Here is a 17,264-nt window from a genome sequence, read left to right on the forward strand (position 1 = left end):
GATTTTCTATCGATTTATAACAAAAATAACAATATTGATTAATAAACTTTGTTCTTCTTCAATAATGTTAGTAACATGTGCAGGCTTTTTATTGCACTGCTTTCGATTATTTGGAGTCTTTTATTATTAAATAAAAACTTTTGTACAACAGTTTCATGCTTATTTGCCACTGCTATACAAACAGTTCCAACTGGTTTCTCTATGCTCCCACCATCAGGACCAGCTATTCCGGTAATGGCTATAGCATAATCACTTCCAAAGTTTTTTATTGCTCCTTCTACCATTTCTTTGGCTGTTTCTTCACTTACAGCGCCAAACTGGTTTAATGTTGCTTCCTTTACTCCAAGAATTTGCTTTTTTAGTTGGTTAGAGTATACAATTCCTCCGCCTAAAAATGCGGCAGATGAACCCGCATGTTGTGTAAAAAGATGCGAAAGATACCCTCCAGTACAGCTTTCTGCTAATGACAAAGTTAAACCATGTTTTTGCAACAAGTCTAACATTGCTTTTTCTATATCAACATCTTTATTGCCTGCCCAATATTCCGGTATTTCTTCTTCTATACGTTTAGCAAAATGCTCTACTTCGGCAATAATCTGTTCAGTAGTATCTTTAGTACAACTTAATCTTAATTTCACCAATCCCAGCTTCGGCAGATAGGCCAGCTTAATATAAGAGGGTAATTCGTTTTCTATATAAGATATCCTGTCTGCTAAAAAAGATTCTCCTATACCTACTGTCAGAATTGTACGATGATATATCGATACCAGCTCGTATCTTTTCCTGATTTCAGGTAATACTTTAGAAAGCATCAGGTTCTTCATTTCGAAGGGTACACCAGGCATAGACACAAAAATTTTATGGCCTTGCTCAAAAAGCATACATGGTGCTGTACCTACTTCATTTAGCAGAACCTCACAATTATCCGGAACTTCTGCCTGGGCTGCATTCAAAGGCGTTAATGGTAATCCTCTCTTTTTAAAGAAATCTTCTATAACAACCAAACTATCCTGATGAACAACCATTCCCTTACTTCCAAAATACTGTGCCATTGTTTTCTTGGTCACATCGTCTTTGGTTGGGCCCAATCCGCCAGTAATCAGAATAATATCTGCCCTTTGTTCTGCTTCTTTTAATGCAGCTAAAATATGTCCAACCTCATCAGAGATAGACGTTATCTGATGAACATTAACTCCTATTTTATTTAGCTCTACAGCCATCCAGGCAGAATTGGTGTCTACAATTTGCCCTATAAGGATTTCATCTCCTATTGTAATAATTTCTGCGTTAATCATATTAGTAGAATGATTGGTATCCGCTTCTTTTACTCAATTTTAAATCTTGCAGAATACTTGATTTCACTCTTAAATTTATACCGTAGTATTTATAAGATCCAAATGGACTCCAGTTAATAGATAAATCCCAGCAATGCAAGTCTCTGTATATTGAAAATGAAGTGGCACTGATTTGTTTTCTTTCAAAATCGTATCCTGAGGTAAACTGAACCTTCCACTTAGGTGTAAGACTAAAATCTCCGTTCGCACTTAAAGTCTGAGAGATAGTATTACGGACTACGGTATTTGAGTAAGTAAAGTTATAGTAGAAACTAAAATTCCATGGTATGGTAAAGTCTACAAAAGAGTTGGCGTCTCTGCTTATCTGTTGAATTTGCGCCAGTTCAGAGGCATCCAGTCTTTCAAATAAATTATTATTACCTCCTGGATTAGGAGGGTTATTATTTTTGTTATTCTTACCTACAGTACTTGAATTAAGACTATAATCAAATGAAAAGTTAAAACTAGCCAAACGTGGTAATTTACCGCTCTCCCATTGATATTTATCAATTTTACGAGCTTCAACAACCCCATTCCTTATACGTTTTTCGTAAACATAAGGGTCTAAAGTTCCTCCAAAATTAACTCCCAGTTTTTCAGTAAAGAAAGTTCTTCCACTAAAATTAAGCAAAGAGAGCTTAAAACTATCCGCTACAAAATTATATGAACCATTTAAAGATAAACCTTGCAAGATGGGTATCTTCTTAACACCATTTCCCGTAGTATCTTTGGAACTCCTCACCTTCATTTCTATATTGTTATCCAATCCGAAATTAATAGCTGCCGATCGGCCACCCGAAGGTCCACCATACATACTTTGTTCAAAGATTGAATATTTACGGATATCCCCTGCTTCGTTAACAACCATTTCTTCGTAATATCCGTATTTTGGCTTGCTAAAATCAGGACGGTAAGAGAAACCTATATTGGGAGTAAGCACATGACGTACCGCCATTACTTTCCCTTTTTTAAAGTTTACCATACCATATATCTTGGTTGATAAAGATCCACCCACAGAATATTCTCCAGCTCTTCTAAACCCTTGTACCGTATCTATAGATGTTGAATCTTTGGTTCCGGTTGGAGTTGGTGCCAATGCATATCTCTTTCTGATAGTTTGGAAATACCAGTTTTCTGTATAGTTTATGCTTTGACTAAACTGAAAATACTTCATCACCTTTGACGACAATGAAATGGGGATATTATGTTTTATACCACTCTGTATTTTGTTCATGGTCTCTTTTTTGAACAACATAGAGTCGGTTGTATTAATCCTGTTATCAGCCATTAAGCTATAACCTACTGCTATTCGCTGATACCATTTTTGCTCGCCCACCCTGTCTTTTTTATCGAATGGGTTTAACGTAGACATCCCAAAACTTAAACTCGGAAAACCAAGATTAACTGTTCTTCTGGAAAGATCCTGATTATGGGTTAAACCTGCACTTAAATTAAACGGCGAATTAGCCCAGGTTTTACTGTAGGATATACTGGAGTTAAGGTTATTCTGGCTAATCTGATTAAAATCGTAAAGTCCGTTACCGTTATTCTTATAATAACTGGAGGTTCCGGCATTTACCGATGCACTAAACACAGTTCCCGGACGGGCATTAGGATTTTGGGAATGCGACCATCTTAAATTAAAATCTCTTTGCGGATGCTCATATTCCGGCGTTCCTTCTACACCATATTTTCTGGAAGCAAATGAAAAAGATAAATTACCTGTGTATTTATATCTTTTCATGTAACGACTGGCTACATCTGCCTGATAAGAACCTTTAGAGTAAATACCACCTCTTAAAGTCATATCCCAATAATCGCTTAAACCTAAATAATAACCAAAATCTCTCAAATAAAATCCCAACGTAGCATCCTCTCCAAATTGTGGAAACAATATACCAGATGCTCTTTTATTAGGTTTGGGGAAGAAACCAAAAGGTAATACTATAGGCAAAGGCACATCTTCTATTACTATATATGCCGGCCCTGTAATAATTCTTTTTTCTTCGGCAATACCTTTAGTGATGACAATTCCAAAATGTTGATGCGGATAAGGATTACTACAGGTAGAATAAACCACTCCTTTCATGTGCATCTCGTTATCTTCCTGTTTTTTAATTTTCCCTCCGGTAATATAACCTCCCTCCTGTTCAGTATAAACCTGATAGATTTTTCCTTTAGAAGTCTTAAAATTATAATAAACCGAATCTGCTGTTAATGCTCCCTGAGATGGATCTTTGAAAATAACCGGACCAGAAAACATACCTAAAGAATCTCTTGTTCCTTTTGCAAAAATGGTTTTATCATTAAAGTTTACCCGAATATAATTTGCATCAATGGTTTTATCGCCGTAAACCACTCTTGCTTTTCCATAGTAATGCCCTATATTCCTTTTATTATCTATAAAGCTGGAATCTTCGGCTGTAGCAACAATCTTATCTGTGATTTCAGACTTGTTGGGCTTTTTCTGTGTAGTGTCCTTTTTTATTAATTGGGTACTATCTATAGCCAAAGAATCGGATGATACGATTGGATTTCTTACTTTTGCGATTGAATCTGATTTTTGAGCCATCACAGCGGCATATTGTATACAAATTTGTACAATTGACAAAATACAGATAAAAAATATATTAGAAGCTCTCAAAATTCAATATGAATATTATTTTTGTAAGCAAGGTTAACAAAAAACGTCCAAAATTAATGAAAATTACAACAAGGTTTATCAGCTGTTTAATTATTTCCTTTAGTTTAGTACTTATTTGTCAAGAATCCCTCCTGGCCAGCGATATTCTTAAATCAGAAAAGAGTAAGGTAAAGCTAATTGTTATTGACCCTGGACATGGTGGTGAAGATGGTGCGACAAGAGGTGCATTTTCCAAAGAAAAAGATGTGGCTTTACAAGTTGCATTAAAATTAGGAAAAGCTATAGAGGCAAAACTACCCGATGTAAAAGTAATTTATACCAGAAAAACTGATGTCTTTGTAAAATTATACGATCGTATCGGAATTGCCAATCAGGAAAAAGCAGATCTTTTTATTTCTATCCATTGTAACTCCATGCCTTTAATTAAACAAAAATATGTGGTAAGATATTCTAAAGGCAAACCTATTTATGGTTATAGAAGTATTCCCAACCCCGGTCCAACCGGAACCGAAACACTGATATCTGGTTTCGGTAGATTAGCTCAACAAGATGCAGCCATAAGGGAAAATGCTTCTATTTTATTGGAACAAAACTATAAAGACAATTACGAAGGATTTGACCCTAATGATCCTGAAAGCTATATTATCTTTTCTTTAATGAAAAATGCCTACAGAGAACAAAGTATCAAACTGGCATCATTAATGCAAGATGAATACACAAAATCGGGACGAATTAACAGAGGTGTTAAAGAACAAAGTTTAGCCGTTTTGGCAAAAGCCGGAATGCCCGCAGTATTGACTGAAATTGGTTTTATCAGCAATCCGGAAGAAGAAAAATACATTAACTCTGATGCCGGACAAGCTGAAATTGTTCAAAATATTTTAAACGCGATTATTACTTATAAAAAACAAATTGAATCTTAGAGCGTATCTGATACTTAAGTGCTATACTCTCTATAGATTTTGGACTTTAACTTAAAAGGATTTGAAAATTTCTAACGAAACTAAAGTAGGTATTCTGGCTTCATTTGCCATTGCCATATTTATTGTCGGTTATAATTTCCTTAAAGGGAACGACATCTTTACCAATGAAAATGACTATTATGCAATTTACGATAAAGTAGACGGTCTGGCTGTCTCTAAACCTGTTTTGGTAAATGGTTATCAAATTGGACGTGTTGCAGCACTAACTTTGCAACCAAACGGTAAAATACTGGCCAACTTTAAAATAAATCCAAAGTACGAAATCCCTAAAAACACCATTGCCAGACTTGAAAGTACAGATTTATTAGGTAGTAAAGCCGTTATTTTTGATCTGGGCTCAAGTACTTCTTTTGCATCAGATGGCGACACATTAAATGCTAATATTCAGGTTGGTATTTTAGATCAGATGGAACCTGTTCAAAAAAAGGCTCAAATGCTGATTTCAAGAATGGATTCTATTCTTTATACGGTGAACCAGATATTGAATCCTAACTTCCAAAAAAATGTTGACAGAAGCTTTAATAGCATTGCAGGTACATTGCAAACTTTAGAATCTACTTCTAAAACTTTAGATGGAATGGTTTCTGTACAAACCAAAAGAATTGACAATATTTTATCGAATGCCGAATCTATTTCTGAGAACCTAAAAAATAACAACGCTCAAATTACGGGCATTCTGTCAAATCTGAATCAGGTTTCTGATGAAGTAGCCAAATCTAATTTCAAAGAAACTATCAAAAATGCTAATCAGGCAATTTTAGAATTGCAAACCGCTATTGCTAAAACTCATCAGGGGAATGGCTCTTTGGCTTTATTATTAAATGATGATAAGCTTTACAATAACCTTAATAATGCTTCTAAAAATCTGGACAATCTGATGATAGACTTAAAAGCTAATCCAAAAAGGTATGTAAGCTTCTCTGTATTTGGTAACAAAAAAGATTAAAGCAATTTTATTAAAATCAAAGTATTAAGAAAACCGTTAACATTTTAGCTGATTGACGACTAAATACCTTTATACTTTGATTTTTTCCAGTAAGACGAGAATAGTATTATATGGTAAAAGTTTCTCCCTGCTCTGCTATAAACGTATCCTCAAATACGGTTTTGGCTTCCAGCAACAGTGGAGATAGGTCTTTATATCTGGCTGAAAAATGTCCTATCAATAACTTTTCTGCATTTATTTCTTTTGCTATCTGCGCTGCCTCTATAGCAGTGGTATGATGTGTTTCCTTAGCTCTGTCAATCATATCATGCATAAAGGTAGTTTCATGATACAGAGTATTCACATCCGTTAAGCGCGAAATATAGGCCTTATCATACATCGTATCTGAACAATAAGCGTAAGATTTTGGTGTTTCTGATTCTTCGGTAAGATCCAATGCTTTAAAAACCTTCCCTCTGCTATCAGTACAATCTATACCTCGCTTTAATAAAGGAAAATACTCTGGTGGTATTTGTAATTCATCCACTCTATCTTTCAGTATTTTACGTTGTCTTTTCTTTTCCCTGAAAATAAACCCCGTACAGGGTATCCTATGGTTTAAAGGAATAGTTTCAACAGTATAATCTCTGGTTTCTAGAATTAATCCTGTATTTTCAGGATCCAGAGGAAAGAAATCTATCTTGAATGACAAATGGGTATCTGATGACTGAAGCTGAAGATGGATAATGTCCATCAATTTTTTAGGACCAAACAGTTTCAGATCTCTTTTACGACCATTAAGGCTCATAGATGATATTAAACCAATAAGCCCAAAGAAATGATCGCCATGTAAATGGCTGATAAAAATGTGGTGTATTTTATTATAACGGATTCCGTAGCGGAGAAGCTGCTGTTGTGTCCCTTCTCCACAATCAATCATCAACAAATGCTCATTGATGTTTAACACTTGCGAAGTTGGGTTTCTATTGAACATAGGTGTGGCAGAACTATTACCTAAAATCGTAACCTCAAACTTCATCTACTGTTTTTTATTTTAATTCTCTATTGAGTTCTTTCTCTATTTCTTCCATAAAGATAAGATCTATAGCCTCCTCTACTTTAGGTACTACAGTAATAATATTATCTAACTGCGAAATATTCAACAGCCTGGAAACGGCCTCGTTCAGTCCGGTAATAACAAAAAGACCTTCTGAATTTTTACATAGCCTATGTCCCACCAGTAAACTACTTAAACCCGATGAATCGGCGTATTTAACCTCAGACATATCGATAATAATATTTCTCTGTCCTTCCGTATTCGTTAAAATCAACTCCGATTTTAACTGCGGAGACACCAAAGTATTTAACTTTTGTTCATCCAGCTTGATAAGGACATATTTCTCATGCTTGTCGACAGAAAACTTCATATTTTTCTCAATTTCTTGTAATTTACAAATTTTACTCGAAAAGTTATAAATTTACAAAAAGTAATTTAATTTAAAGAAAACCTATTTTTATAAATCTCTTAACGCTTTGTTAATATTACTTTCTATCCTATCAGACATATTATCTGCCTTTGATCTGATGAAAGATTCACCTGTAATTTGTTCAAATAACTCAATATATCTTTCTGATATTGAGCTCACTCTCTCTTCATCCATCAAAGGTATTTGCTGCCTTTCTTTGCCCTGAAAGCCATTTTCTATCAGCCATCTTCTCACAAATTCTTTTGATAACTGCTTTTGTGGCTCTCCTTTTTCCTGAAGCTCCTTGTAACCTTCTTTATAAAAATAACGGGACGAATCTGGTGTATGTATTTCGTCTATCAAATAAATAACCCCATCTGCCTTACCAAACTCATATTTTGTATCGGCTAATATTAACCCTTGCTCTGCTGCTATTTCTGTACCTCTCTGATAAAGCTTTCTGGTATAATCTTCCAGCTTGGTATAGTCTTCTATCGAAACAATTCCACGCTTTAATATTTCTTCTTTAGAAATATCTTCATCATGCCCAAACGCTGCTTTTGTAGTAGCGGTAATAATAGGTTCTGGTAATTTATCATTCTCTTTTAAGCCCTCTGGCAATTTCACACCACAAACCTCTCTCCTCCCTGCCAGATACTCTCTTGCCGCATGCCCTGCCAAATATCCTCTTATGACCATTTCAACTTTAAATGGTTCACAAATTCTGCCTATAGTTACATTTTCGTCCGGTACAGACACAACCCAATTGGGAACTATATCTTTGGTAAGGGATAAAAACTTTGCCGCTATCTGGTTTAACACCTGTCCTTTGTAAGGTATAGGTTCTGGTAAAACGACATCAAAAGCAGATATTCTGTCTGTAACTACCATTACAAGGTATTTATCTGCAATGGTATATACGTCTCTGACTTTGCCTTTATAAAAATTTGTTTGTCCTGGGAAGCTGAAATTTGTTTCTTTTATTGCTTTCATTGTCGAATTAATTCGTATTTGGGACTTCTTCTATAATTTATTTGGTGTGAGAGTCAGCTGCAAATTTACGACAGAAATTACTGAATATCACCATACGCTTCCAAAATTCTTTTCACTAATTTATGTCTTACAACATCTTCACCAGTCAAATAAATGATACCTATACCTTTGATATTTTCTAATATTCGTAATGCATTAAATAAACCCGATTGTTGTTTTTTTGGTAAATCTATCTGGGTAACGTCTCCGGTAACAATAAATTTAGCAGTTGGCCCCATTCTGGTCAGAAACATTTTCAATTGCATATCTGTAGCATTTTGGGCTTCGTCCAGAATTACAAAACAATTATCCAATGTTCTTCCACGCATAAAAGCCAACGGAGCTATTTCTATAGTCCTGTTTTCTATATAGGTTTTCAGCTTTTCAGCCGGAATCATATCATCCAGAGCATCATACAAAGGACGTAAATACGGATCTACCTTTTCTTTTAAATCTCCCGGAAGAAATCCCAGATTCTCACCCGCTTCCACTGCTGGTCTGGTAAGTATAATTCGTTTAACCTCTTTATTTTTTAAAGCTCTTACTGCAAGCGCTACTGCTGTGTAAGTTTTTCCAGTTCCTGCCGGGCCAATTGCAAACAAGATATCATTGGTATTAATACTGCTTACCATCTTACGTTGGTTAGCCGTTCTTGCTTTTATCAATAAACCATTTTGCCCGTAAACAATAACTTCTGATGATCCGGTCTGAACATCCTTATTTTGTTCCGTACTTTTTTCCTGCTCGCTTTTAGCAGGTATACTTATACCTAGTATGCTTTCGAGGTCATTGTTTGATAAATTCTGGTACTTATCTAAATGGTTAATAATAGCTGTAATTTTCTTGTTAAAATTATTCAGCTCTGCCTCATCTCCTAGTGCTTTAAGCTCATTGCCTCTTGCAACTATTTTTATTTTTGGGAATGAACGTTTGATTAATTCAAAGTATTCATTGCTGGGACCCCACAGTATCAATGGGTCTACGTTTTCTAAAGTAATTTTAAGTTCGTTCAAGCTCTACTTTTTATTGATTTGAGTATGTTATCTAAATTAAAAACTTAATTTTGCGCTACTCTTCTTGCATTGCAAGAATAAGAATAAATATTCACAAATTTAATGGCAATTATCACATTAACCACGGATTTAGGTTATAAGGACTTTTACCAAGCGGCGTTGAAGGGCAGTATTTTAAGTACATTGCCAGATGTGAATATCATTGATATTACTCATGAGATACAAGCTTTTAATATTTCACGCGCTGCGTTCATTTTAAAGAACTGTTTTTCGTACTTCCCGAAAAACACAGTACATCTTATCGGTATAGATACGGTTTATAGTGAACATAACAAATATATTGCCGTAAAATACAGAGATCATTATTTTGTAGGATCTGATAACGGTATTTTTTCTTTAATTTTTGAAGAGCAGCCTCAGGAAATTGTAGAAATCAATATTATGCAGGACCTTAAGTTTCTTCACTTTCCTTTAGCTGATATTTTTGTAAAAGCTGCCTGCCATTTGGCTGCCGGAGGTGCATTAAAAGAAATAGGTATACCTACAGATTCTGTTGAAGAAAGAATGAGCCTGCATCCTATTGTTGAACCAGATCAGATTAAAGGAAGTGTTATTTTCATAGATTCTTTCCAGAACGTTATTACCAATATTACTAAAGATCTTTTCATTAAAGTTCAGCAAGGAAGAAAGTTCAATTTATCATTTCGTCGTAACGAAACCATAAACCAATTAAGCTGGCATTATAACGAAGTTCCTGAAGGAGAAAAACTTTGTCTTTTTGGTATTTCCAATCATTTAGAAATTGCCATAAACAAAGGCAATGCGAGTGGACTATTGGGATTAAACATCAATGATATCGTCCGTATAGACTTTCAATAGTTATAAATAATTATTTCTTACAGCATCAGGTTTTGTTTAACCTTTGACAAGGCACAAAAAAAGGTCTGTATCAAAATAAAAACGTTGTCATTTCTGATGAGAGTACAGCGAAGAGAGATCTCTCCCTAAGTACTTTTGAAAGAGATCCCTCGTCTGAGCTCGGGATGACAAGATCCTTTTGATACAGACCCTTAATAAGTTTATTTAAAAAAATTATCTGCTATAATTAGGAGCCTCTTTGGTTATAGTTATACCATGAGGGTGTGATTCTCTTATTCCTGATGCAGTAATTCTTACAAATTGGGCTTTTTGTAATGTAGCTATATCTTTTGCTCCACAATACCCCATACTAGCTCTTAATCCTCCTGTATATTGGTGCATTACTTCTGCCAATGTACCTTTGTAAGGAACTCTTCCAACAATACCTTCCGGAACCAATTTTTTAATATCGGCCTCAACATCCTGGAAATATCTATCTTTAGAACCTTGCTCCATCGCTTCTACAGACCCCATTCCTCTGTATGATTTGAATTTTCTACCCTCGTAAATAATAGTTTCTCCGGGTGCTTCTTCAACTCCTGCAAATAAAGATCCTGCCATAATGGTACTTGCTCCTGCAGCTATAGCTTTTGCTATATCTCCGGTTTGTTTAATCCCACCATCTGCAATAAGAGGTACACCTGTACCTTCTAAAGCTTTAGCTACTTCGTAAACTGCATATAATTGTGGTACACCAACACCTGCAATAATTCTGGTTGTACAGATAGATCCCGGTCCTATACCTACTTTTACACCATCTGCACCAGCTTCTACTAAAGCTTTTGCAGCAGCCCCTGTAGCTATATTTCCTGCAATAACATCTAATCCCGGGAATTTAGCTTTTACTTCTTTCAGTTTGTCTATAACACCTTTTGAATGTCCATGGGCAGTGTCTATTGTAATTACATCAACGCCTGCTTTAACCAAAGCCCCTACACGCTCAATAGTATCATGGGTAACACCAACTGCAGCACCAACTCTTAATCTTCCGTGTTCATCTTTACAAGCTGACGGATAGTTTTTAAATTTCTGAATATCTTTAAATGTAATCAATCCCGATAATGTACCATCTTCACGTACAACCGGAAGTTTTTCTATTTTATAATCCTGAAGGATAGATTCTGCCTGTTTCAAAGTAGTACCTTCTGGTGCTGTAATCAGGTTTTCTTTAGTCATAACAGCAGCAACACTAATAGTCAGGTCTTTCTGGAAACGTAAATCTCTGTTTGTTACTATACCTACCAGTTTATTACTTGCAGATACAACCGGAATACCGCCTATCTGATACTCTTTCATGATTTTGAAAGCCTCACCTACTGTTGCTTCTTCTGATAAAGTTACCGGATCTTGTATCATTCCACTTTCAGAACGCTTCACCTTTCTAACCTCAGCAGCCTGCGCTTCAATAGTCATATTCTTATGAAGAAAGCCTAAACCTCCAGCCTGCGCAATGGCTATGGCTAAATTGGCATCTGTAATAGTATCCATTGCCGCTGAAACAATAGGTACATTTAAACGGATGTTTTTAGTTAAAGAACTGGAAGTATCAACTTCTCTCGGTAAAACTTCTGAATAAGCCGGTATTAACAGGACGTCATCGTAAGTAAGTCCTTCGGCAACAAATTTATGTGGATCTAATTGCATAGCAAATAAATTAAGGGTCTTTATTTGCGATACAAAAGTAGTAATTTCCACCAATAAATGAAAGGTATTTGTATTTTTAATACAAAGATTACATTCAGTAAATAAAAAGTATTAAAATCAGATAAGCTCATTCATAAGTACAAAAACAATAATTATAGTTATTTCTCCTTATATCAAGCGACTCGAACTCTTATGATTCATTGTATAAAATATCTTTCTATTTATTCCTAAAACTATTGTTGACGAGTAATGTTAAAAAAAATTATAGTCTCTTTTAAAGTTTTTCGATAATAAAAAAACCATAACATGGGTATCAAAGAGTTAATTTCCTGATATTCCATTAACAAAAGTGTCTACAAAATCTAAAATTTTATTTAAGATACGATCTCCTGTTTGTTTAAATTTCAAAACACTTGGTTTACCTTCTTTTCTAAGATTTAATAACTCATCCCTTAAAGGTTCTCTTTCTGAAAATAAATAATTTTCTATTAACCTTTCAGTTTTTTCCAAATACAAATTCTCTTCTGCAACCAATTCTTGAAGTGCCTTTTCTTGCTCTACAGTCCAGAATTTCTCGAACTCTTCGGGAATTGCATCCGTATCTTCAATATGTGGTAAGCTTTCTTGAATAAATTTCTCAATCAATTCCCTTTTACTTCTTAATGAGACTTCGGTATTCAGTAAATTGAAAATATCCTTTTCGATACTTTCTTTGTCTTTTGCACTATGTTTCGAATTGAATTTAATCAATAACTGAAGTATGTAAGTTACATTGATTGTATCACGTCTAATCAATTCCAATTCAAAATCTATATCATTAAGAATAGACGCTTTTTTAGACGGGTCAGTAGGATCAAGTCTTTCCTTTAAATCCAAATATTTGCTCGTGTAATCTGCAAAAAGCTGTTCTTCCATCTGTAAATCATCCCAAGTAAATTCTGTATAATGGCTCATTTTTTTGTGCAAACGCATCATGGCACGGAAAGCCAAAATAAATTGTAGCTGATCTTCTTCCGAATATAAACCGTCAACAGATACTACTTGTGGAACGATTTCTAATAATTTCTGCGTGGCTTCGTTAAACTTTTCTACATACGCTTCATATGGTTCCACTATGATTTCGTCAATTGCTTCTTTATTGCTGAATAAAGCGATGGCTTCGTCTGTTTTGTCTTTAAGATTTCGAAAACACACGATATTTCCTTGTGTTTTATTCTTATCCAGAATACGATTGGTACGGCTAAATGCTTGTATCAATCCATGATATTTCAGATTTTTATCAACGTATAAGGTGTTTAAATATTTACTATCGAATCCTGTCAAAAACATATTGGCAACCAACAAAATATCTGTCTCATTTTGTTTTGATTTTTTGGCTACAGCATTGTAATAGTTATAAAACCCTTCGGTATCTTTTACGTTCTGTTTCTCTCCAAATAATTCATTAAAGTCTTGTACATAGGTTTCTAGTAATTCTCTACGATGAGGTTTGTAGCCGTAAACTGCTTGTGGTTCGGCAACCATTCCTAATTGGGAATAAACAGCATCTTCCATATCCTCTTCATTCTGGGCATAACTAAAAATTGTGGCTATTTTTAAATTGTGCTGTCCCTCTTGTTTTTTACGCTTGAAAATTTCATAGTATTGAATGACCGAATCAATATCCTGTACACACATCATGGAACAAAATTTTCTATTTTGCGTTTTCTGATCGTGGTATTGAATGATGTAATCTACAATGGCTTCCTTTCGTTCAGGAGCTTCAAAAACTTCAGTTTCATTGATTTGCTCTACTTTTAAATCAATGATATGTTCTTTCTGTTTGAAAGTCTGAATGTATTCTACAGAAAACTTCAGTACATTCTCATCACGTATGGCATCTGTAATAACATATTTATGCAGACATTTTCCAAACAAGCTTGCGGTTGTTTTTTCTCCATCTGCATTCTCTGCCAAAATAGGTGTACCTGTAAAGCCAAATAGTTGAATATTGGTAAAATAATTGACGATGTTTTTGTGGGTATCACCAAATTGTGAACGATGGCATTCGTCAAAGATAAAAACCATCCTTTCGTGCTGAATGGATTTGATTTTTGATAAATTTCTACCTGAAATCGCATTATTTAGCTTTTGAATGGTGGTAACAATGATGCGAACAATCGGGTCGTTGAATTTACGAATAAGGTCATCCGTATTAGTAGCAGAACTTACCGAGCCCTTACTAAATTTATCATACTCTTGGTTGGTTTGATAATCCAAATCTTTTCTATCTACCACAAAAACCACTTTTTTGATAGCTGGAATTTTGGATAGAATCTGACTGGCTTTGAAACTAGTTAAGGTTTTTCCACTTCCAGTTGTATGCCAGATGTAGCCATTTTTTTCAATATTATAGCCATTCAGTATTTCGTTTTCTTTTACCTTTTTGATAATACTCTCTACCGCATAATATTGGTATGGGCGAAGTACCATCAGACGTTTATCGGTTTCATTCAGAACGATGTATTTACAGATCATTTTACTGATATGACAAGGTTCCAAAAAAGAATCGGTAAAGCCATTTAAAATATTATTTAATGGATTATTTTGTTCATCTGTCCAATGGAATGTCTGCAAAAATTCCTGTTTGTGTGAACCGAAATTACTGAAATATTTGGTATTTACACCGTTACTGATAACGAATAACTGTACAAAATGAAACAATCCTTTACCTGCTCCGAAACTGTGTTTTTGATAGCGGTTGATTTGGTTGAATGCTTCTTTCATTTCCAAGCCTCTTCGCTTCAGCTCGATTTGCACCAAAGGCAACCCATTCACCAGTAAGGTTACATCATAACGGTTTTCATATTTCCCTTCTTGCGTGATTTGATTGGTCACTTGATATTCGTTTTGACACCAATGTTCTACATTGAGAAATTCAAAATACAGGTTATCACCATTATCCCGAATAATGTGATGTTTTTTTTCACGCAATACTTTGGCTTTTTCGAATACAGAACCTTTATTGAGTATATTTAACACTTTTTCAAACTCAGCATCGCTAAACTGGATATGATTGTGTCGCTCTAATTGTACTTTGAGGTTTGCCAATAAAACTCTTTCATCTTTAATAGTAATATATTTATAACCCAATTTTTGTAATTGGGTAACTAGCTGCTCTTCTAAAATCTGTTCCGATTGTTTGCTCATGTCTATTGCCAAACAGGTTCTTGCTGCCAATTTGCAGGAAATCCCATTCTGTTTAATTGAATTGCCGAGAATTGAGAAAATAAATTTAATAATTCTTGTTTAATGTGATGGCCCGGACTAATTTTATTGTTCATATAAATAATAGCCGAAAGTATAGGGAATATTTTTCTACGCTGATAGTTATTAGGGATATATGATAGTAGTGATTCTGGGCTTGAAGGAGGCCAATCATATTTATTAATGATTACACGGTTCCATAATCGACCATGATGTGCAATAATATTTCTTATAACCGTTATAGTCAGCAACCAACTAGCTAAATATTTTTGATTATTAATTCCAAACTCTTTTGCAATAATATTCTTCTCGGGCAATTGATGTTTTAAATTGCTATATAACTTGGACAAAGTTCCAAGAGTTAGCACCTCTAAAGATTTCCAGCTTTCAGGTAATTCATCAGGGTGGTTTTCAAAATGCTTTATTATGAATTCCTCACTGCTATTGCTCATGTCTATATTTATTTTTGATAGAAAAGAAGCAAACCTTTTTGGATCTTGAAAGATACCAGGATTGAGGTACCAATATGGCCCATAATTAAGAGATAATTGATAAATCAATTTTGTTCTTAAAGCGATTTCAATCCTTTCAATGGCATTAAAAACAATTAATCTAAAGTTCCTGTCAAAATTATAAATGTCGATTACATCTTCAAAATAACTGCCATTGGCGAAATGATGATTTATTTTATCATCCTGCATTTCCCACCAATATCCTTTAAGTCTGTAATAGCTGATGTTGGCTAAGAAATGCGGAGCGTTGACGATATTGCGAAAAGTCATATTTCTGCTTTGTAAGAGTGCTATCTGCTCTTGTATGGTTCTTTCTGGTTTTGCCATTGCAGTTTATAAAACTGATCTTGTTGTATATTTAGGTTTTAATAATAAAATTAAAAAGTCTATAAAAAAGAAAGACCCGCGAGCTGTTCTAATGGGAAGCAACACGGGTACGGTTAGAACAAATATAAGTATTCCTTTTTAAATCTGCAAGTGATTTACTGCAAACGAAACAACTTATCTTAATCCCTTAAACATCTGCTCAATAGCTTTTTTCTTTTGCTCCATATTGGGATGAACATAAAGATTCAGCGTTGTACTGATATTAGAATGCCCTAATAGTACACTTACCGTTTTATAATCACAATTACTTTCAATACATCGGGTTGCGAAACTATGTCTTAACCCGTGAAATTTAAGTTCAGGCATTTTTAATTCTTTCATTAAATTTTTGTAATAGCTTCTATAGGTTCTGGGTTCAGTTGGTTTAGCATCGTTTGTCAATACAAAAAATAAAGGATTCACAATCTTTTTAAATGGTTTCAATATTCTTAATAAATCCTTACTTATCGGAATTTCACGAATAGAATTTTTAGTTTTCGGGGTATCCAGAATCAATTCCGTTCTACGAGTTCCATCCTCTATCACATAAATACGCTGGATAGTTCTGTTAACACTGATAATTCCGTTATCGGTATCAATATCTTCCCAAGTTAAGGCACATACTTCCCCAATACGCATTCCTGCACTTAAACATATATATACACCTAAATTTCTAAATGTAAAATGTTCTTGTATATAGTTCATTATTTTTTTCTGATCAGCCTTAGTTAGCACTTCAATATTATGCTTTTCTCGTTCAGTAGGAAACTGAATATCAAAAGGGGTATACTGTAACCATTTGTTTTTAGCTCCAAATTTCAAAATCATTTTCAGAACAATTAAAATATCCTTAATTGTTTTATGACTTAAACCCGTTTCCAATTTTTGAAAAACAAAGCTTTGAACATCAGCTTCCTCAATCGCAATTTTGTTCCCGAAATTAGGCAGTAGATGATTTTCAATCAATAGCGTATAAGCTGAGAAACTTGATTTTTTTACATACTGTTTTTTGTCTATTTTCCATAGATCGATAACTTCTGAGAGTTGTTTTTGTTCATTCATTATAATTTAATTTTTTAAAATCTCAAAGGAAAGCAATTGAAGATTAAGGATTATTAATCTTTCGGATAGATTTGGAACTAAGGTTCCTAATTTGAGATTTCCTGGATTTGAGGAGGAAT

13 protein-coding genes are annotated in these 17,264 nt (G+C 34.4%); 3 read left to right on the forward strand and 10 right to left on the reverse strand.

What is annotated here, in order from left to right:
• Positions 1 to 38: 38 nt before the first annotated feature.
• Together ACFSAH_RS18465 and ACFSAH_RS18470 are read right to left on the reverse strand one after the other, a co-directional pair.
• The gene (locus ACFSAH_RS18465) at positions 39 to 1,295 is read right to left on the reverse strand and encodes a competence/damage-inducible protein A (RefSeq protein ID WP_379664182.1); all 1,257 of its coding nucleotides are present in this window, start codon (positions 1,293 to 1,295) and stop codon (positions 39 to 41) included.
• Between the two features lies 1 nt (position 1,296).
• Positions 1,297 to 3,906 (reverse strand): putative LPS assembly protein LptD, encoded by a 2,610-nt coding sequence (locus ACFSAH_RS18470; protein ID WP_379664183.1) that lies wholly within the window; start codon positions 3,904 to 3,906, stop codon positions 1,297 to 1,299.
• Between the two features lie 128 nt (positions 3,907 to 4,034).
• On the opposite strand from ACFSAH_RS18470, the gene ACFSAH_RS18475 reads away from it, so the two are divergent.
• Positions 4,035 to 4,901 (forward strand): N-acetylmuramoyl-L-alanine amidase family protein, encoded by an 867-nt coding sequence (locus tag ACFSAH_RS18475; RefSeq protein WP_379664184.1) that lies wholly within the window; start codon positions 4,035 to 4,037, stop codon positions 4,899 to 4,901.
• Between the two features lie 61 nt (positions 4,902 to 4,962).
• The gene (locus ACFSAH_RS18480) at positions 4,963 to 5,907 is read left to right on the forward strand and encodes an MlaD family protein (protein ID WP_379664185.1); all 945 of its coding nucleotides are present in this window, start codon (positions 4,963 to 4,965) and stop codon (positions 5,905 to 5,907) included.
• A 106-nt stretch (positions 5,908 to 6,013) separates the two neighbouring features.
• Here the strand turns inward: ACFSAH_RS18480 and ACFSAH_RS18485 are convergent, their stop codons facing one another.
• The 4 genes from ACFSAH_RS18485 to ACFSAH_RS18500 form a co-directional block, all read right to left on the reverse strand.
• A complete protein-coding gene (locus ACFSAH_RS18485) occupies positions 6,014 to 6,925 on the reverse strand; it encodes a ribonuclease Z (RefSeq protein ID WP_379664186.1) in 912 nt (303 codons plus the stop codon).
• A 10-nt stretch (positions 6,926 to 6,935) separates the two neighbouring features.
• Positions 6,936 to 7,313: an STAS domain-containing protein gene (locus tag ACFSAH_RS18490; RefSeq protein ID WP_379664187.1), complete on the reverse strand. Its 378-nt coding sequence runs from the start codon at positions 7,311 to 7,313 to the stop codon at positions 6,936 to 6,938.
• 87 nt (positions 7,314 to 7,400) lie between these two features.
• Positions 7,401 to 8,345 carry a phosphoribosylaminoimidazolesuccinocarboxamide synthase gene (locus ACFSAH_RS18495; RefSeq protein ID WP_379664188.1) on the reverse strand — a complete coding sequence of 315 codons (945 nt, stop codon included), beginning with the start codon at positions 8,343 to 8,345 and terminating at the stop codon, positions 7,401 to 7,403.
• Between the two features lie 77 nt (positions 8,346 to 8,422).
• On the reverse strand, positions 8,423 to 9,397 hold the full coding sequence (locus tag ACFSAH_RS18500) for a PhoH family protein (RefSeq protein WP_379664189.1): 975 nt from the start codon (positions 9,395 to 9,397) through the stop codon (positions 8,423 to 8,425).
• A gap of 102 nt (positions 9,398 to 9,499) precedes the next feature.
• Here ACFSAH_RS18500 and ACFSAH_RS18505 point away from each other — a divergent pair, with 102 nt between their 5' ends.
• Positions 9,500 to 10,276 (forward strand): SAM hydrolase/SAM-dependent halogenase family protein, encoded by a 777-nt coding sequence (locus tag ACFSAH_RS18505; RefSeq protein WP_379664190.1) that lies wholly within the window; start codon positions 9,500 to 9,502, stop codon positions 10,274 to 10,276.
• A gap of 213 nt (positions 10,277 to 10,489) precedes the next feature.
• Here ACFSAH_RS18505 and guaB read toward each other — a convergent pair whose 3' ends face one another.
• From guaB to ACFSAH_RS18525, 4 genes are all read right to left on the reverse strand, one after another.
• Complete coding sequence (gene guaB / locus ACFSAH_RS18510) at positions 10,490 to 11,959, reverse strand: IMP dehydrogenase (protein ID WP_379664191.1); 1,470 nt, start codon at positions 11,957 to 11,959, stop codon at positions 10,490 to 10,492.
• A gap of 321 nt (positions 11,960 to 12,280) precedes the next feature.
• Positions 12,281 to 15,148, reverse strand: a complete 2,868-nt coding sequence (locus ACFSAH_RS18515; RefSeq protein WP_379664192.1) for a type I restriction endonuclease subunit R — start codon at positions 15,146 to 15,148, stop codon at positions 12,281 to 12,283.
• A 2-nt stretch (positions 15,149 to 15,150) separates the two neighbouring features.
• Entirely contained in the window at positions 15,151 to 16,044 is an 894-nt protein-coding gene (locus ACFSAH_RS18520) for an Abi family protein (protein ID WP_379664193.1), read from the reverse strand.
• Positions 16,045 to 16,218: 174 nt separating this feature from the next.
• Positions 16,219 to 17,145, reverse strand: coding sequence for a tyrosine-type recombinase/integrase (locus tag ACFSAH_RS18525; RefSeq protein WP_379664194.1), 927 nt, complete (start codon positions 17,143 to 17,145; stop codon positions 16,219 to 16,221).
• Positions 17,146 to 17,264 lie beyond the last annotated feature (119 nt).

Origin of the sequence: Pseudopedobacter beijingensis, assembly GCF_042678145.1 — a bacterium.
Classification (GTDB): Bacteria; Bacteroidota; Bacteroidia; order Sphingobacteriales; family Sphingobacteriaceae; genus Pseudopedobacter; species Pseudopedobacter beijingensis.